The organism is Natrarchaeobius chitinivorans, assembly GCF_003841505.1.
Taxonomy (GTDB): Archaea; Halobacteriota; Halobacteria; order Halobacteriales; family Natrialbaceae; genus Natrarchaeobius; species Natrarchaeobius chitinivorans.
In genome coordinates this window covers 1-16,164 of record NZ_REGA01000018.1, presented here as the reverse complement: position 1 = coordinate 16,164, position 16,164 = coordinate 1, and the positions used below count along the sequence as shown (strand labels likewise).

General features: G+C 53.9%; 17 protein-coding genes and 2 pseudogenes. 11 read left to right on the top strand and 8 right to left on the bottom strand.

Annotated elements, in window-relative coordinates:
* Nucleotides 1-864, bottom strand: coding sequence for a metallophosphoesterase family protein (locus EA473_RS17220; protein WP_124196886.1), 864 nt, complete (start codon nucleotides 862-864; stop codon nucleotides 1-3).
* A gap of 125 nt (nucleotides 865-989) precedes the next feature.
* On the opposite strand from EA473_RS17220, the gene EA473_RS17215 reads away from it, so the two are divergent.
* From EA473_RS17215 to EA473_RS17195, 5 genes are all read left to right on the top strand, one after another.
* Nucleotides 990-1,202: a hypothetical protein gene (locus EA473_RS17215; RefSeq protein WP_124196885.1), complete on the top strand. Its 213-nt coding sequence runs from the start codon at nucleotides 990-992 to the stop codon at nucleotides 1,200-1,202.
* A gap of 1 nt (nucleotide 1,203) precedes the next feature.
* Nucleotides 1,204-1,404, top strand: coding sequence for a hypothetical protein (locus tag EA473_RS17210; RefSeq protein ID WP_124196884.1), 201 nt, complete (start codon nucleotides 1,204-1,206; stop codon nucleotides 1,402-1,404).
* Between the two features lie 2 nt (nucleotides 1,405-1,406).
* Complete coding sequence (locus tag EA473_RS17205) at nucleotides 1,407-2,198, top strand: hypothetical protein (protein ID WP_124196883.1); 792 nt, start codon at nucleotides 1,407-1,409, stop codon at nucleotides 2,196-2,198.
* Nucleotides 2,198-2,950, top strand: coding sequence for a hypothetical protein (locus tag EA473_RS17200; RefSeq protein WP_124196882.1), 753 nt, complete (start codon nucleotides 2,198-2,200; stop codon nucleotides 2,948-2,950). The genes EA473_RS17205 and EA473_RS17200 overlap by 1 nt, the downstream gene beginning before the upstream one ends.
* Nucleotides 2,951-3,066: 116 nt before the next feature.
* Nucleotides 3,067-3,741, top strand: coding sequence for a class I SAM-dependent methyltransferase (locus EA473_RS17195; RefSeq protein ID WP_124196881.1), 675 nt, complete (start codon nucleotides 3,067-3,069; stop codon nucleotides 3,739-3,741).
* Nucleotides 3,742-3,744: 3 nt separating this feature from the next.
* On the opposite strand, the gene EA473_RS17190 is transcribed toward EA473_RS17195, so the two are convergent.
* The 3 genes from EA473_RS17190 to EA473_RS17180 all read right to left on the bottom strand — a co-directional run bounded on the left by EA473_RS17190 (nucleotide 3,745) and on the right by EA473_RS17180 (nucleotide 6,522).
* The gene (locus EA473_RS17190; protein WP_124196880.1) at nucleotides 3,745-4,689 is read right to left on the bottom strand and encodes a hypothetical protein; all 945 of its coding nucleotides are present in this window, start codon (nucleotides 4,687-4,689) and stop codon (nucleotides 3,745-3,747) included.
* Between the two features lie 60 nt (nucleotides 4,690-4,749).
* Entirely contained in the window at nucleotides 4,750-5,232 is a 483-nt protein-coding gene (locus EA473_RS17185) for a hypothetical protein (RefSeq protein WP_124196879.1), read from the bottom strand.
* Nucleotides 5,233-5,826: 594 nt separating this feature from the next.
* The gene (locus EA473_RS17180; protein WP_165875314.1) at nucleotides 5,827-6,522 is read right to left on the bottom strand and encodes a class I SAM-dependent methyltransferase; all 696 of its coding nucleotides are present in this window, start codon (nucleotides 6,520-6,522) and stop codon (nucleotides 5,827-5,829) included.
* Between the two features lie 279 nt (nucleotides 6,523-6,801).
* On the opposite strand from EA473_RS17180, the gene EA473_RS17175 reads away from it, so the two are divergent.
* The 3 genes from EA473_RS17175 to EA473_RS17165 all read left to right on the top strand — a co-directional run bounded on the left by EA473_RS17175 (nucleotide 6,802) and on the right by EA473_RS17165 (nucleotide 10,148).
* Complete coding sequence (locus tag EA473_RS17175; protein ID WP_124196877.1) at nucleotides 6,802-7,881, top strand: glycosyltransferase; 1,080 nt, start codon at nucleotides 6,802-6,804, stop codon at nucleotides 7,879-7,881.
* A 66-nt stretch (nucleotides 7,882-7,947) separates the two neighbouring features.
* Nucleotides 7,948-8,910, top strand: a complete 963-nt coding sequence (locus EA473_RS17170) for an NAD-dependent epimerase/dehydratase family protein (protein WP_124196876.1) — start codon at nucleotides 7,948-7,950, stop codon at nucleotides 8,908-8,910.
* Entirely contained in the window at nucleotides 8,907-10,148 is a 1,242-nt protein-coding gene (locus EA473_RS17165; RefSeq protein WP_124196875.1) for a nucleotide sugar dehydrogenase, read from the top strand. The genes EA473_RS17170 and EA473_RS17165 overlap by 4 nt, the downstream gene beginning before the upstream one ends.
* A gap of 7 nt (nucleotides 10,149-10,155) precedes the next feature.
* Here EA473_RS17165 and EA473_RS17160 read toward each other — a convergent pair whose 3' ends face one another.
* The gene (locus EA473_RS17160) at nucleotides 10,156-11,136 is read right to left on the bottom strand and encodes a hypothetical protein (RefSeq protein WP_124196874.1); all 981 of its coding nucleotides are present in this window, start codon (nucleotides 11,134-11,136) and stop codon (nucleotides 10,156-10,158) included.
* Between the two features lie 582 nt (nucleotides 11,137-11,718).
* On the opposite strand from EA473_RS17160, the gene EA473_RS17155 reads away from it, so the two are divergent.
* Nucleotides 11,719-12,102 carry a hypothetical protein gene (locus tag EA473_RS17155; protein WP_124196873.1) on the top strand — a complete coding sequence of 128 codons (384 nt, stop codon included), beginning with the start codon at nucleotides 11,719-11,721 and terminating at the stop codon, nucleotides 12,100-12,102.
* Between the two features lie 10 nt (nucleotides 12,103-12,112).
* Here EA473_RS17155 and EA473_RS17150 read toward each other — a convergent pair whose 3' ends face one another.
* Nucleotides 12,113-13,030 carry an NAD-dependent epimerase/dehydratase family protein gene (locus EA473_RS17150; RefSeq protein ID WP_124196872.1) on the bottom strand — a complete coding sequence of 306 codons (918 nt, stop codon included), beginning with the start codon at nucleotides 13,028-13,030 and terminating at the stop codon, nucleotides 12,113-12,115.
* A 112-nt stretch (nucleotides 13,031-13,142) separates the two neighbouring features.
* On the opposite strand from EA473_RS17150, the gene EA473_RS17145 reads away from it, so the two are divergent.
* The gene (locus EA473_RS17145; RefSeq protein ID WP_124196871.1) at nucleotides 13,143-14,306 is read left to right on the top strand and encodes a glycosyltransferase; all 1,164 of its coding nucleotides are present in this window, start codon (nucleotides 13,143-13,145) and stop codon (nucleotides 14,304-14,306) included.
* Nucleotides 14,307-14,406: 100 nt separating this feature from the next.
* Here the strand turns inward: EA473_RS17145 and EA473_RS17140 are convergent.
* Nucleotides 14,407-14,637: pseudogene (locus EA473_RS17140) on the bottom strand (transposase); the annotation flags it as partial.
* A gap of 188 nt (nucleotides 14,638-14,825) precedes the next feature.
* Between EA473_RS17140 and EA473_RS17135 the strand changes: the two are divergent.
* Nucleotides 14,826-15,008 (top strand): annotated as a pseudogene (locus EA473_RS17135) (IS110 family transposase); the annotation flags it as partial.
* Nucleotides 15,009-15,015: 7 nt separating this feature from the next.
* Here the strand turns inward: EA473_RS17135 and EA473_RS17130 are convergent.
* Nucleotides 15,016-16,119, bottom strand: coding sequence for an IS630 family transposase (locus tag EA473_RS17130; protein ID WP_124196870.1), 1,104 nt, complete (start codon nucleotides 16,117-16,119; stop codon nucleotides 15,016-15,018).
* Nucleotides 16,120-16,164 lie beyond the last annotated feature (45 nt).

The following is a 16,164-nucleotide window of genomic DNA, read 5'->3' as shown; positions in this document are numbered from 1 at the left end:
TCATCTCGGTCCGAAGACTCTCCGAGTGTACTTCGATTTTCGAAGGAGTGATAGCCAGCGACCCAATGCATTCGTCTGAGAGCGTACCTGCTTTTCGTCGACGTGATACGTTCTGAGAACTCGTTTCTCGTTCCTGATTTCGATCGATACGCCCTCGTCGAATCGGACTATTGCGAACTCTCCTGTCAATGGTTTCGATGGCCGTTCGTTACTGAATGCATTGATGGATATGTGTGGCATTGTAGGCGACTCAGAGAGTTGCGTAGCGTGTATGTGGCCACTTATCGTCAGGAACGTGGTGTTGTTTCGAGTGAGTATTTCGTGGAGCTCTTTCCGATTCGCGAGATATGCTCTCTCTGGATAGTGACGAAACCATGGATTGTTGTCCAAATTGAAGAACCCGACCGGGTGATGGAGCAGAATCACGACGTTCTTACGTTCTTCCACTGTTTCTTTCACCCACTCTAGCTGGCCCCTATCCAGAAACCCGTTCGGACTCTGCGATTCTGGCCAGCTCGTATCCAAATAGAGGATCGATCGAGATCCAATGGTGATCTGTCCGAAGAACTTCTCCTGATCGAGAATATCACCTATCGATGGTCGGCTGACAGTCATCACATCGTGATTTCCGAGCAGCCAGACAGGTGAGACTTGGTAGTTGTCGAAGATTGCCCGGAGCGTTCGGAACCTCTGCTTGTCTTCCTCGACAGATCGACTGTGCGTTATCAGGTCGCCGAGAACGAATACGTAACTGACATCGGTGTGGTGTTCAATGTACGATAAACAGTCCTCTATCGCCGCAACGATCTCCGCTTCCAGTTCTCTTCTCAAATGAATATCTGAGATGACGGCGATTTCATCCATCAACTGTTCTTGTGTTTCGTTTTACCCATAGTAAACTCTGGTCTATTTATGGGGTCATATTCGTTTTCTGGCCGGTCATTTAGGGAACCGTAATAGTGATGGGTTCTTGCTACAGGGGAACCAGTATGGATGAACGTAGCGGTCAAAACGTTCTCGTTCTTTCACTTGCCGAACGGGAGCTGGACCCAGTCCCTGGTCGGAACCCGAAAGTTTTCAGGATTGAGGACAACGTCGGCGAAGCTATCCATATCCACCATCGAAACGTGCGACTGGAAATGACGATCGACGACTTTCTCGAGTTCTACGAGAACGTCGAACAAACACTGGGTGAACTCTGAGATGGGCATCGTCGAACGATTACTTGCAGACTTCGAACTCGAGGATCAATCGACTGAGGTCCAGATCGAGCTAAACGAAAAGGGGAGGGTCGATCTGCACATGGATGAACTCCAACTGACCTTCACGGAAGAAGAGTACCGAGAATTTGCAGAAGCCGTCGTCGAGGCGGGAACTTCTCTCAAGGAGATGAAAGATCTCTAAACATGTATTATGAACTAAGCCCGGACGAACAAAGCGTGTTGGAGTCTGTTGCCCACTCCCTCTCTGAGGACGATATTTCGTACGTGATTTTGCGGGGGTTCGTCGACCTCCCTGAACGAGTCTGGGGTGATGACATTGATATCTTCGTCCACGAAGACGATTTCGACGCTGTGTTCGGCGTGATGGAGGATGCGATACCTGGCGATCCGAACAGGAAAGCCCCTATCCGTGAACAACTCAGTGTCGCACTAGAGGATCCTCGAGAGTCGGTCCGTCGTGTTCTCTCTGAGCCGAAAATTGTGATCGACCATCTGCTGATTCGACGGAAACATCAGAACTTGGACGAACCTGACAATAAGGTAAAATTAGCCAAGTTCGCATACGGTGATTCACGTTCGAAACACGAAACCCTGCGGTTCGATGTCTGGAATCACATGTGCTATTCGTCGCCGTTACATTCGGGAAAATACCGAGTTGACCCCGAAATTGATCGGCTGATGCTTCGAGACAGAGTACAACACAACGGCTTCTACGTACCGAGTCCGCCCGACGAGCTGGCCCACTTGGTCGGTCGAACCGTATTTTACTACAACGAGGACGGCCCGCCATCGTATTATATGGACCGAATGAATGAGCTCAGAGATACCGTGCTGTCGAACGAATCCCAGGACGAAAAGCTGCATCGGCTTTTGAAATTGATGTTCTTCGACGCGTGGGAGACGGCGTATCTGCTGATCGATGAGAGAAAGTATGGGTCGATTCGAGGCGAACTGGAGGCGTTTTCGGACTACTGATGGACGCTTACGTAGAATTTATGGGCCCGTATGGGGCCGGCAAAACCACCGTTCACGACCGAAGTGAGTTTCCGAGGACACTCAGCATCAACGACGTCAGTAGCCGACACCATCTGGCTCAACGACATATACGTGCTGATGCCCCAAAACCGGTAGCGTTTCTGTACGGTGTACTTCCTGGACGGTTCGGCAGATACGTCAGCGACGAGATCGTCATGCACCGGTTCACCTACCACGCTTTCAAACGGTTCGTTCAGGACTTTCCTGACTATCTAGACACATTTTCGAGGGGGCTCGATTATGCTGAAAACGAACCGGACGGCGCCTTCGTTCGGTTGTACGAAACAGCAGGCCTTTACCAATTGGGGAGGGAAAATGTGTTTCCTAACGAGACGTTGAGTGTCGATAGGGGATTTATTCAACTTCTCAGCACGTTACAGTGGTACTCGGGTATTGACTTTTCGAAGACCTTTTCTCGTGAGTTCCTCTCGACAGTTCCACTTCCCGACCTCGTATTCTATATTGACGCCCCCGTCGAGGTTTGTCTCGAGAGACAATCCACCCGTAACAGTGTTGCCGTCGATAAGGAATGGGTATCGAATCACCGTGATTCCCAAGTGAAGATCTCCACTATCTGTGAAACCCTTGCTGATATACTTCGAGAAGAAGGAGTGCAGGTGATCAAGATTCAAAATGAGGATATATCGAATACCGTACGGAAAGTCCAGTCGGAATTAGAAACGTTTCAGTAGTGAGTGTACACAGTACCGATATTGGCACCAGAATGACAAAAACTCCTATATGGATGCGACATATATTATTTATGATATAGGGAATACACTTAACTCTCGAGTTGGCAACTCTGACTATGCCAGAGCCCTGCCGACCTGGGAAAGAGTCAACGATTATGGATAAAGTCGGTCGTTCTATTGATATACTTCGGTCCGATGGTCCGAGAGCATTGGCGAACAGTATTTCACTCTACATTTGTAACAGCGTAACACCATCGCGACGGGTCCGCGCTGGTCACCGACAATTGCTCAAAGAACGTGAGGGGTTGGTGATCGCCGAAGTTGGGGTCTGGCGGGCTGACAACGCCAAAACGCTCCTCGAGGGTTTGGACGTCGAGAAAATGTATCTGATCGATCCGTACACGAACTACGATGGGTACGAATCGTCTCCGAAGACCGATTCGACCTTGCATGACGCAAAACGTGAGGCACGGCGTAAGTTACAGTCGTACGATACCCTCGAGTGGATCGAAAAACCCTCACAGGAAGCTGCGGATGAGATCTCCGAACCGCTCGATTACGCCTACATCGATGGCAACCATACGTACGACTACGTAAAGGCTGATATGGAGGCGTATTATTCACTGTTAGACGATGATGGCATCCTGGCCGGTCACGATGTCGATTTCACCGGCGGTGACGTTGCGGAGGCCTTCGTCGACTTCGCCGTCGAAAACGACCTCCAACCGTATCTGGAGGGAGACTGTTCGGACTGGTACTTCATCAACGGAGATCGAAAACGCCACTCGTAGCGCCTATTTGTATCCAAGCGCCTCCAGTCGTTGCTCGATATCGTCCTCGTCGGCCCGTTCCTGCTCGAGGGGCGGTTCCGCGCGGATCTCCGGACGGGGTGACTTCTCGATCACGTACCAGGGCACCTCGAGGAGTTCGTCACAGTAGACACCGTACGGGTGGCCATAGGCCGGCCCAACGGGGATCGGCCCTGGGCGTTCACCGACCAGATTCCCGTGATCGGAGGAGAGGACGATCTTCCCGGTGAGCTCGTCGATGAGTGGCTCGAGACTGGAGAGTACGATCTCGAGGTTCTCCCTGTACGCCTCCCAGACTAGCTCGTGGTCAGTGATGTCGCCCTCACGGAGGGCCGTCCAGATGTCCTTGTCGTGGGTGATCTGACCGGTTTCGGCGAGTTCTCTCCCGGCTTCGCCTATGAACGGGTGATGGGGCTGGAGAAAGTGAATAATGAATCGCTTGTTCTCGAACGTTTCGATTGCCTCACGGGTCGCTTCGACGACCGTCTCCGGGTGGACCGTCTCGATGTCACAGTCCAGCTCGGGAAAGATCGGTTTCGTCTCACTCAGTAAATCGATGACCGCGTGAAAGACGTCTGCGTCGAACCCGAGTCGACAGAGGTGTGGATTGGCGTTCACGTAGACCGTATCGTGGTGCGTCCCGTCGGCGAAGTTTCGCTGGAGGAATTCCTCGCTCGTCGATCCCAGCGAAATCCGCGACTCGAGTTCGCCGTCCCACCTGGTCGAGTCCGGAAACATGTCGTACCGGCACGCATCGAGGAGGATCAGGACGTCCCACTCTTCATCCATGACGTTGGTGGGGTCGTCGCTCCGCAGGTTGTAAATGATGTTGTTGAGTTCGATCGGCGCGTACCTAAGACTCGTTTTCGCCAGGTCGACTGCGCCTCGTTCCTCGAGGACCTCTTTAGCACGGTGAAGATGGTGAAACATGGGTCACTGAGTTGTGTCGGTCGAGAGCGACTCGTTGCTGGGAGTAGGTCCCAGCACTGACTATTGAATCCACTGGTCCGGGATGATATCCGCGAGGTCTGGATGGGTCAGGTATTGTCGAGTCTGGGGACCCAGATCGGTCGGTGTCCCGGCGGCTCGAATTTCGTCTCGGATGGCCTGCCAGTTGGCGTGGCGTGTTCGAACGAGGACAGGGATTGCCTCGAGCGAGAGCGCCCGTGCGACTGCCAGGCGATGTGTCCCCGATCCACGTTTGATCAACTCCCCGTTCCGGCCGATATTCACAGCGACTTCGTTCAGCACTGGATGAAACGTATCGTTGTTCGACGTTCGAGTGTCCGTGGGGCGTTCCTGGAGCAATTGGCGTTGAGATTTGTATCCCTCAGCTTCGATTGTGGCCAGGAGGTCGTCCAGGTCCGAACACTCTTTCTCTAACTCTTCGATCGTTTGCGGTCCTCGCTGTGGGTCGCCGTCGGAAATTCTGCGAACGTGTTCCTCGTATAGTGCCGTCTCCTCCCAACTCACACCGGTCTCGTACCGGCGTCGCACTGACCGATAGACGTAATGTGTGGCCGTTGGAACCCGGTTCCTGTCCCACTCTCCGCCGACGACACGACCGAATCGAGTTGGAGGTGTTGGGTGGCCGGTGGTGTGGGTGTACTCGATCGCCGTTGGCTCGACCTGAACGAGGCGTAATGGATCGGCATCACTGCTGTGTCGGGAGACGAGGGACCGAGCGGCATACCCGTAGTGGACAGCCCACGGCGGCAACCTATCTACTGGGAGTAGCTGTAACGGGGTCCGGACGAGTCCGTAGTGGAGTACCCGTTTCGTCGCCGTGGCCACACCCTCGTTTCGCACGAGTTCTCGGAGTTGCTGTGTCAGCTGGTCCATGAACGGGCTGGGTGATTGCGCGTTAGGACAAACCGTCAAATAGGTTTCGTCACCGCCGGGCGCTGTTGGTGATATCGTCTTCGTCGGCACGCTCTTGCTCGAGCGGCGGGTCCGCGTGGATCTCCAGACGGGGTAACTTTTCGATCACGTACCAGGGAACCTCGAGGTGAGCCACAAAAAGCTATATCTGCTTCATTTTTGCCATACGTAGTTGGACGCTGAATACTATATATTGGAACAGTCAACTATATACATGGAGTCTGTTCGTTCACCTGATCCGTATTCAGTGTATGTTTCCTCGATTATTTCGGCGTCTTCATAAATATCGAACAACAGCTCTCGGTAATAGTCTATTGTTTCTAAGTCCTCATCAAGTGATGGATGATCGCGTCTGATCCCGGAGCCTTCGTATACGAGTAAATCACCTTTTTCCAGTATGGTTTTCATCATTTCGACCGACTCGTCCCAACCGTACCCATTCACAAATCCGTGATGGACTGTCAAACACAGAATAATATCCGATTCGGGTAACTCGGTTACATTGTCCGGGGACAACGTCTGGACTCTGAAATCAACGTTTGGATGATCTGCCTTGGCTTGCTTAATTCGTTTTTCGTTTGTGTCTATTCCAACTGCATTTATGCCCTTTCCGGCCGCGCGAGCACAAAAATATCCTTCTGCACATCCTATATCTAGTAACCGCTCTGTGCTATCATTGATGTGATTGTTTATGAACTCCCACCGATAGTCGGTATCACTTCTTACATCCTCGTATTTTCTGTCCAATATGATTGTATTGTGTCTGAGATAATCTTCCGCTCCCTGTCGTATAGCATGCAGGCCACCTTCCCGCCATAGCTGATTAAGACGAGTCACCAATTCAATCGGATTCCTTCCGCTGAAGCTACCCTGATTGCTCATACTCGCTCTGTTCCATTCCGTATATTTAAAACCAGATGCAATCCACATATTCTGGTTGATATATCTGGAACCTTATCACATCATCCACACCTTTCCTTCCTGAAAGTGAGTGTAGAAAGGAAAGGATTCTATAATATCTATAGAACCTATTCATGCCAATGCTTCCAAGTCAAAGAAATATCATAAATCTCATTTTCCAAACATATTAATTATTTGGGGTTTGGTCACAGTTGAGCAAATGTATTAACCGGGGTGGGTCCCTACTCGAGCACGAACCCAATGACGTCCGTGACGCTGGTTACCAGTCCGATGGATGGCTCCTGTGGGATTGGTACCTATTCGAAATCACTTCTCGAGGAAGTCGAGGACGCGGTCGATGTTCGGACGGTGATCCTGGAGACGGACGACACGCCTCCTGTCTCGTTTTTCTCGTACGCAAGGACAGCTATCCGGGCGGGACGGACCGACGACGATATCATCCACGTTCAACACGAGTACGGACTGTTCGGGACGAAGTGGTACCTGCTCTGGCTGTTTTATCCACTCCTGTTCGTTCTCTCTCGGATTCACCGAACGCCGGTCGTCGTCACCGTCCACGAAGCGTGGAACAGCGACCGTGTCAGCCCTCCGATGGCTCGAGCTAAGGGGCTCTATATTTGGCTCGCGAACAAACTCATCGCCGGTACTGCTACGTCGGTGATCTTTCTCTCCGCCAACTGTCAGGAGAAGTTCGAACGGAGCGTGTCGGTTTCCGATGCCCACTGTTTCACACACGGCGTCGGTGACACCGTCGAGGGGGTGACGGAAGCGGACGCGAAAGCGGCGTTCGGGTTCGAACCGAGTGATATCGTGGTCACGGAACCGGGGTACGTTCGTCCGTCGAAGGGGTACGAGACGTTCCTGGAGATCGCGGAGCGCTTTCCGGAGTACGAGTTTCTCGTGGCCGGCGGGAGCCGGGGAGCGGACGCCTACTTCGAGTCGATCACCGAGACTGCACCGGCGAACGTGACTGTCACGGGGCATCTGGCCGAGGACCGATTTCACCTCGCGTTCGAGGCAACGGACGTCGCGGTCCTTCCGTACGACGAAGTCGCGCAAAGTGGGATCTTCAACTGGTGTGCTGCCTACGAGTTACCGACTGTCGCGACCCGATTACCGTATTTCGAGCGGTTGCAGTCGGAATACGGCTGTCTCCTGTTGTTCGAGACCGTGTCAGACGCTGAGGACCGGATCCGAGAAATCCTGGCCGAGCACCAGGCCCGTGACCGACTGATCGACGGGATGCAGTCGTTCCGCCAGGACAACTCGTTCGCGAAGGTCGGTGAGAAACACGTCTCGCTGTACCGCGAACTCACCTGAGAGGTGTCACTGTCACTTCGGGGGAGAACGATACTGCTAATAGTTACGAGCAGAGTGGACAGCACGATGCCCACAGCTGTAACTGGTGGTGCTGGTTTCCTTGGATCTCACATTGTGGATTACTTCGTGGATCAGGGTCGCGATATCGTGGTTATCGATGATTTCAGTAGTGGACACGAGGAGAACCTCTCGGATTCTCTCTCCGACGTCGACGTTCGTGACGTCGACCTGTGTGATCGGACTGCCGCGATCGACGCGTTATCCGACATCGACGTCGTGGTTCACTTGGCTGCGAAGATTGGCGGAATCGGATACTTCCACCACGTGCCAGCCGACATCATCTCGATTAACGACGCGATGAATCGGAACGTGTTGGACGCAGCCGTCGAACACGACATGGACCGTGTCTGTTATGCCTCGTCTTCGATGGTGTACGAGAACGCGACGGAGTTTCCCGTTACCGAAGAGCAACTGGGGGAAATTCCTCCGCCAGATAGCGCGTACGGCTTCCAGAAACTGGCTGGTGAGTACTACTGCAGAGCGTATCACGACCAGCACGACGTCGAGTACAGTATCTTTCGCCCGTTCAACGCGGTTGGGCCACGTGAGCCACCAGGCGAGGAGGTTGGCCAGGCACACGTCATCCCTGATTTCGTCCTGAAGATCAACGACGAGAAACAGCACCCGTTGGAGATTCTCGGAAGTGGCGAGCAGATCAGGTCGTTCACCAACGTCAGGGACATCGCTGCTGGCGTATACAAGTGTGCGTACGACGAGGCGGCGACGAACGACCACTTCAACCTCGGCTCCGCAGAGGCAATCTCGATGCTCGAGCTCGCGGAACTGATCTGGGAACGGTGTGACCGTGAGGAACCGTTCGCCGTCGAACGCCAGGAGTCGTTCGAACATGACGTGAAAAAGCGCATTCCCGATTCGACGAAGGCCAAAGAACGTCTCGGGTGGACGCCAGAGATCAGTCTCGAGGAATCGCTCACGGAGTATATCGATTGGTATCACCAACACGTATGAAAGACGGAATTGCAGTGATCGGGGCCGGTCGAATTGGCGTCCCCTGGGCAGCGGTGCTTTCGGTCGAACTCTCCGAGACGGTGACGTGCATCGACGTCGACCCGGACCGCGTCGACACGATCAACCGGGGGGAGGCACCGTTTCAAGAGCCCCAGCTCGAGTCGTATATCGAAACTGGTGTTGCCGAGGGGACGCTGTCGGCGACGACCGATCCGTCAGTCATCTCGGACCACCAGTACGTCGCGATTACGGTGAACGCGCCGCGCAATCGGATGGAGGAATTTCTCGACGTGATCAGGGAGTACGCCGAGTTTATCGACGACGACCACGTCATCATCAACCGGACGACTATTCCGGTCGACGTCGTGACCAAGATGGAGGCGACGATCGCCGACTCTGCGGCCTCTGATCCAACGTTTACCGTGTTCCCCGAACGGCTCGCGGAGGGGAAAGCGATCGAGGAGATCAAGACCTTGCCCAAGATCGTCGGCGTTTCTGACGAACGTGGGAAAGACCAGATGACCGAGTTGCTGGCCGGACTCGAGTGCGATATCGAGTTCACCGATCCGGAGACGACGATGTTCGTCAAACTCATCGACAACTCGTATCGAGATGCGCTGTTCGCCATCGCCAATCAGATCGCGTTCACGGCCGACCAGCTCGACCTCGACGCACATACGGCCATCTCACTCGCGAACCGCGAGTATCCCCGGAACGACATTCCGACGCCGGGAACTGTCGGTGGGAAGTGTCTGCCGAAAGACCCTCACTTCCTCATGGATTCACGCGTCTGTGAGCAACCAACGACACCGGATCTGTTCAGCGCTACTCGGCGGACGAACTCGTCCATCCCCGCGTATGTCGTGACAGAAATCCTGCGCCAACAACCCACTGCGGTAGCTGTTCTCGGTACTTCCTACAAAGGCGGCGTCGGGGATACGTACAACTCACCGGCGAAACGGATCGCCGACGATTTACAGGCCCAGGGAATCGCCGTCTCCGCGTACGATCCCTACGTGACGACCGACGCGACTCTCGAGGAGACGTTGTCCGGGGCGGATACGGTGATCCTCGCCGTCAATCATCCGGAGTTCGACGGTATCGAACCGACGATCAACGAGACGGTCGCTTCGGATGCGATCGTGTACGATCTGTGGGGGATGCTCGAGGAGACGCGACTCGAGCGTCCGTACGAGGGATTCGGTATCGCGCCGAAACCGAACGCCGACCGGTCCTGAGAGACTCTCACGCCTCCCGGGAACAGATCGACTCTCGCTGCATCTCCTCGTCGGCTAGCCCCCACGTTGTCGAGGTATCGGTCAGTTGCTCCTCGTCGGTGAGTAGTCGCCGACTGTACTCGACGAGTTCGTCCCAATCGCCTTGCGGGCGTACGTCGTGGAAGTCGTCGTGGGGCTGGTGATAGGCTCTGATCTCGTCTGGAAACACTGTTTCGGTCAGCCCGTTCCCGGCGGCGTTGACGATGGTGTACGAATCCACGTTGAAGTTGTACTCGAACTCTGGATGGCCACCGATGGTCTCCCACTGTTCTTTCCCCATCAAAATGAAGTCACCAGCGGCGAGGTGGTGTAAATCGTACAGCGACCTCGGTGCGCCGTCGCCGAGCCGCCGGAACTGATCGACGATCCGCCACGGGTTCTGTAGATAGGTGTAGTAGCTGTAGACGATATTTCTGAGTCGACGGGAGTAGGGCCGTTCGCGATACCCGGCCGGAGTGTACTTCGCCGCGATGTGGTTTCGACAGAACTCGAGTTGTTCGTCGATACTCATCTCGCGGGAGACCAGCGAGTCGACGTTGTATTTGTTGATTCGGTAAAACGACTCGTGGGACAGCGGCTCGCTGGCGAGGTGGCTGAAAAACGTCTTAGAGTATATCAGATCGGGGTTGGTCGAGAGGACGAACTCGCCGTCTGCCCGTCTGATGCCGACGTTCTTGCCGATGTATTCGAACAACGGAAGCTCGTCGGATCCTGGAAGCGTCGCGTGGATCTCCGGCGGGACGGTGAGTATGTCGATGGCGGTCTGCGTGGTCTGGTCTGGCCACTCGAGTGCCTCCTCGAGGGACGTGGTGTCGGCTGGCGGATTCCACTCGACTAACAGAAGTTCCGTCGGAACCTCGTGGCGCTCGGCGAGGGTAACGATGGAGTCGATACAGGTTTGCATCCGATGAAGCAGGTTCTCACCGTATCCATCGTTCCGAGAAACCATTACGAATGTTAGGTATGTCATGGGTGCCTTCGTCATTTATCTGGGTATCGCGACCTCGGAGACCGTGACCTGGGGCCGGCCCAGCACGGCGATCCAGTGTGGGTGGGTCTTTCGAACAGTAGCATTTTAATCTGCCCCTGTCAATGTGCGGCCAAGAGCCCGATGATTCCTCGTGTCGGTTATAAACTATATTTCTTATCTCGACGGTCCGGAATTGGGAGGACGAGTTCCAACCTAGTTCGTCTATCGAAACTGACGCTCAACGAAATTCGGGTCACTGCACAACGGGATCAGTACGTAAGGGACTGTGGCCGTACTGACGCAGATCCTGCAAAAATCGTTTGGGTTCCCCCAAATGCGATCCGGTATGAAACTACAACCTACTTCGGGGGACAGCTGGACGAGTACGGACAGGTCTCCGGTGGCAAGTGGGATTTGGTTCGGACGAAGTTCACAGAGCGAATGGAGTTTCGATCTCTGCAACGCCACTTTCAGGAGGGGGTCGAGTGGGAGCAAACGTCTTACTACATTCACATCGAATCAATTATCAAATCTGGCGGGCAATTCCGTGGACTGACTTCGATGAGTGATGTTGGTCAGTTTTTCGACCATCTCGACGAGTTGCATCATTCGATCGGTCGCGACGGATACCAGAGTCAGGAACAATTGGATCAAGCCATGGAGAATCCACAGACTGGGCCAGGGTGCTCTGGCACCGAACAAATGGACGAAATCGGGGTCAACATCGCCCGAGATGGCCGGCTGCTGTGGCAAAACCACGGGCAACACAGATTGTGCATCGCGAAATTACTTGGTGTGGATGCAGTTCCGGTGCACGTGTGTACTCGTCACGAAGCCTGGCAACGAACCCGTGATCAAATTAGAATGGATGAACCGACCCCCGAGCAACTCGAGGCTGACTATTCCGACCATCCAGACCTCTTTGATCTCTTCGAGGCGAACTGACCCTTCTAAGTTACATATAAATTTGACAGACTAATTTTACTCCCTCTTCGAAATCGACTGTTGGCTCCCATCCTGTTGCCTTTCGGAGTTTTCTCGTGTCGGCACAGGTGTCGTGAACGTACACGTCATCTGGGATTGGGTTATCAACGTACTTCGGCTGTACATCCGTTCCAAGTTCGTCATTGATCATCGAGACGACGGTATTGAAATCGTATCGTTGCCCCGTACCAACGTTGTAAATTCCGCTCAGCTGGTTGTCGGCGACAAGCTCGATTGCCCGTACGATGTCCGAAACATGGGTGAAGTCTCTTGTCTGTGTACCGTTGCCGTAGATGACGGGTGCGTCTCCATTTGCGATGTCTTCGGCAAACTGTGCGACGACGTTCGCATACTCACCTTTGTGTTCTTCTGCCCCGCCGTAGCCCTGATAGACGGAAAAGAACCTGAGTCCAGCGGCGTCGATGTCGTGGTGGTTCACATAGTATTCGCCGTACCGTTCTCTGGCCATCTTTGACGCTTCGTATGCAGTGTTCGTTTCGACATCCATGTCCTCGGGTGATGGGTCGGTTTGGTTGCCGTATATCGAAGAGGTGGAGGCGTAGGCGACGGTATCACAGCCGTTTTCTTTAGCCTGTTCTACGACGTTGATAAATCCTTCTACGTTGACTTTTGCCCCCTCTCTCGGGTTCTCCTCGTGCATTGCATACGAGGAGAGCGCTGCAAGATGGAAGACGACGTCAACGTCTGTCGGTAGGTCCGGACCGAGGACGCTACGTTCGTAGAACTGAACAGATTGATCGAGATTTTCTGGGGCACCCAGTGAGCAGTCGTCGATAGCGATAACCTCGTTGTCGTCTGCGAGAAAATTTGCCAAGTTCGATCCAATGAATCCTGCACCACCTGTCACCAATACACGCTGGCCGTTCATATTTCACAACTCTGAGAGTGATCACAAGTAGGTTGGGATTTTCGGTTGCTGATCACTTATGGGATCGAGATGGAACGTGAATAATATAGTCTTGGGCTTTGAGACACGAACAATGGTCGGCGAAAACGCCGTTGTTGACACTGATATCGCCGTTGCACACTGGGGAGAACACGCCAATGGAGGAGGTGATCGCCTTGCGTGGGAACTTGTCCGTGCGTTGGATTATCCACCGTTCTATGTTGGCTGGCGTGATGAATCAATTGAACCGAACGATATCGATCCAAAGGCGCTCATAAATGGGTGGTGGATGGAGCGTGCGCTGTCGAGCGGTGGTCTCTCACGGAAACTTGCCCACATGCTTGGCTGGCAGATAGCCGCCCCGCTTCGGGAGTACGACGTGATACTTACGAGTGGAAACGAACCTCTATTTTACGTTGCTCCGGACGATCAGACTTGGATTGCGTACATCCACCACACGAATCGGCGCCAGTCCGACCAGATTACTGAAATCGAGTCGAAACCGTTCACGAGTATCCGGCTTCTTTTCCATTATCTCATTCGAGTTCTTTTCGACCACAATACAAATAAACCGGATTTATTCGTCGTGAATTCGGAAATCGTCAAACGTCGCGTGAAACGGTACTGGGGCGTTCCAGAACGAAAAATTTCGGTCGTTTACCCGCCAGTAGACACCCACACCTACGATCCTACTGAGGCAGATACAGAAGACTTCTACGTCACACTGTCGAGACTGGACTGGCACAAGGATATCGATAGTATCATCGAAACGTTTAATCACCTGTCCAAACGGTTGATTGTCGTTGGCGATGGTCCAGAGCGAGAGCGATTGGAGGCCATGGCTGGCGACACTATTGAGTTTACAGGATTCGTAGATGAACAAGAGAAGCGTCGGTTGCTATCTGGTGCAAAGGCGTTCGTTTTCAATGCTCGAGATGAGGATTTCGGCATTGCCCCAGTAGAGGCACTTGCCGCTGGAACGCCACTGCTTGGCATTAACGAGGGAATGACACAATTTCAGGTAATAGAGGGGAAAAACGGGTACCGTCACACTCGTCCCGGAGAGGAAGGCCCGTCACTGGTTGACACCGTTCGACAGTTTGAGAGAGACGGTGTCCAATGGGATCCGGATACCATCGCTTCGTTTGCGGATCGGTTTTCTGTAGACGCATTTGAGGAGGGGATACGCGACGCGATTGCGCAGGCAGTTTCGGAGTCGTCAGTTACTCCTAGTTGGTACTCCGAAAACGGTTCGTAAGAAATTTTCCTATTGTACGCTTTTGCGTAGCACATTGTTGATTTCAGAGCGTGGCTCGGACAGCGTATCTGAATTCCTCTCGCCCCGGTTTTCGGTATAGTTATCGACGAAGCTGAAACGCTCTGAGATACTGGGTCAACTTGTCTTTGGAGATGCCTCGATGGGGGCGAGAGCCACCGTCGCAGAAGCGACGCGTGGCTCTCGCAGGTATTGACGTGTACCTCGTCAGCACGTATTCGTCATCGCCGTGGACAACGTAGTCGCGCTCGAATGCGTCGTCCTCTTCCAACGGGTCATACGCCCGAAAGCCATCAGTATAGAGAATCCATGAAAATCCCGCAGCTAAGGGCCTAGGCCGTGAACGAGGCACTAGGGACTGGCTGAGACCGCAACTCATCCGGTGCGATAAGCACGTTACTAGAGAATGGTCCGAGCCCGTGATAAGACGCGGAATCTTGTGCCACCGAGCACGTATAGGAGGATCTCTCGTTCACGCCACAGTCCCAACGGAGGCGTCCTATGTACCTCGGAATAGACACCCACACACGATACTCGCAAGTTGCCGTCGTGGACGACGACGGCAACTTGCAAGATGAGATTCGCTTGCCAAACGATCGTCTTGACGAGCTCGCCGAACAGTACGCCGGTGGCGAAGCTCCGATCGAAGCATCTGGCCACTACCGCCCGGTGTACGAGATGCTCGTAATGATCAAGATAACTTTTGCAAATATGGACTGAGGAACTGGTCGATCCAGGACTTGGCGAATCCAAGTCGATCGGTGAGGGTGTTGAAGAGACGGCGAGCGAGAGTGCGGAACGCGCTCTCGCTCGCCACGACGATTGGCGAGGCATTGCGTTTGAGCACTTTCCAGACCTGCTCGATTGGGTTGAGATGCGGTGAGCCAACCGGAAGAAAGACGAGATCGATACCGAGTTGGTGTGCGCGCTTGCGCGTGTATTCACAGATGTGAGATGAGAAGTTATCCAAGACGAGCAGAATCCGGGAACGCGGATTCTGCTCGCGGACCTCCTCCAGTAGAGCACAAATGTTCTCTTTCGATTGATCTTCAGGGAACGTCAGGACACTTTCGCCGTTGAGCGTATAGCACCCGACCGCTGGTTCGTCAAGCTTCACCAGCGGTCGTTCCAGTGTCGGATCATCGACGTACCACAGTCGATGCGAATTGTCGTATGGTTGCGGATGCGAAGCGTCACAAAAACCGACGACAGTTCCTCCATCTGTACAAATATCGTCGTCGAGGACCCAGCCTTCGTCCTCATCATCAGGACGCTTGTTATGTGCTGTCTCTGTCTCCTCGTCGAACGCGTCTGCGACGCGTTCTTCGAGGATTTCATCTGCGTTTTCTGGCCGGGAGGGGCGTTTTGGACGCGGTTTAGCGTAGGAGAGTCCGAGATTCCGGAGGAATCGACCGAGATAATCCGGATGATACTCAACATCGAACTCCTCATCTAAGAGCTGATGGACTTCCTGTGCTTTCCAGGGCTGTCCCTCTCGGAGGAGTTCTAGAAGACGCTCTTGTTCCTCGTCACCGAGCTTCGGGGGCCTTCCGCCCCCGAAGTTCGGTGTCAACTGACCAAGTCCGCCGTCGTTCCACCGACGTGCCCAGCGACTTCCAGTCGACGCAGATTTACCAACGTCGTCGGCTGCTTCCTCGTACGTTGCACCCTTGTAGAGACGTTTGACAAAGGTGAGCCGCTTGATGACCTTTGGATCGTCTGCTTCGGCCAGCAGACGATCCAACTCCTCTGCACTCAGATGACGAACGAGATCGCCCCGCCGGTCTCCTCCCATCACTCGCCCATCTCAGCCCATGCCCATAACTTCCGTCACTCATTA

Bases quoted from the DNA above. Each gene is read 5' to 3' on its own strand.
- EA473_RS17220 (WP_124196886.1), bottom strand. From the start codon at position 864: ATGGATGAAATCGCCGTCATCTCAGATATTCATTTGAGAAGAGAACTG.
- EA473_RS17215 (WP_124196885.1), top strand. From the start codon at position 990: ATGGATGAACGTAGCGGTCAAAACGTTCTCGTTCTTTCACTTGCCGAA.
- EA473_RS17210 (WP_124196884.1), top strand. From the start codon at position 1,204: ATGGGCATCGTCGAACGATTACTTGCAGACTTCGAACTCGAGGATCAA.
- EA473_RS17205 (WP_124196883.1), top strand. From the start codon at position 1,407: ATGTATTATGAACTAAGCCCGGACGAACAAAGCGTGTTGGAGTCTGTT.
- EA473_RS17200 (WP_124196882.1), top strand. From the start codon at position 2,198: ATGGACGCTTACGTAGAATTTATGGGCCCGTATGGGGCCGGCAAAACC.
- EA473_RS17195 (WP_124196881.1), top strand. From the start codon at position 3,067: ATGCCAGAGCCCTGCCGACCTGGGAAAGAGTCAACGATTATGGATAAA.
- EA473_RS17190 (WP_124196880.1), bottom strand. From the start codon at position 4,689: ATGTTTCACCATCTTCACCGTGCTAAAGAGGTCCTCGAGGAACGAGGC.
- EA473_RS17180 (WP_165875314.1), bottom strand. From the start codon at position 6,522: ATGAGCAATCAGGGTAGCTTCAGCGGAAGGAATCCGATTGAATTGGTG.
- EA473_RS17175 (WP_124196877.1), top strand. From the start codon at position 6,802: ATGACGTCCGTGACGCTGGTTACCAGTCCGATGGATGGCTCCTGTGGG.
- EA473_RS17170 (WP_124196876.1), top strand. From the start codon at position 7,948: ATGCCCACAGCTGTAACTGGTGGTGCTGGTTTCCTTGGATCTCACATT.
- EA473_RS17165 (WP_124196875.1), top strand. From the start codon at position 8,907: ATGAAAGACGGAATTGCAGTGATCGGGGCCGGTCGAATTGGCGTCCCC.
- EA473_RS17160 (WP_124196874.1), bottom strand. From the start codon at position 11,136: ATGGTTTCTCGGAACGATGGATACGGTGAGAACCTGCTTCATCGGATG.
- EA473_RS17155 (WP_124196873.1), top strand. From the start codon at position 11,719: ATGAGTGATGTTGGTCAGTTTTTCGACCATCTCGACGAGTTGCATCAT.
- EA473_RS17150 (WP_124196872.1), bottom strand. From the start codon at position 13,030: ATGAACGGCCAGCGTGTATTGGTGACAGGTGGTGCAGGATTCATTGGA.
- EA473_RS17145 (WP_124196871.1), top strand. From the start codon at position 13,143: ATGGTCGGCGAAAACGCCGTTGTTGACACTGATATCGCCGTTGCACAC.
- EA473_RS17130 (WP_124196870.1), bottom strand. From the start codon at position 16,119: ATGGGAGGAGACCGGCGGGGCGATCTCGTTCGTCATCTGAGTGCAGAG.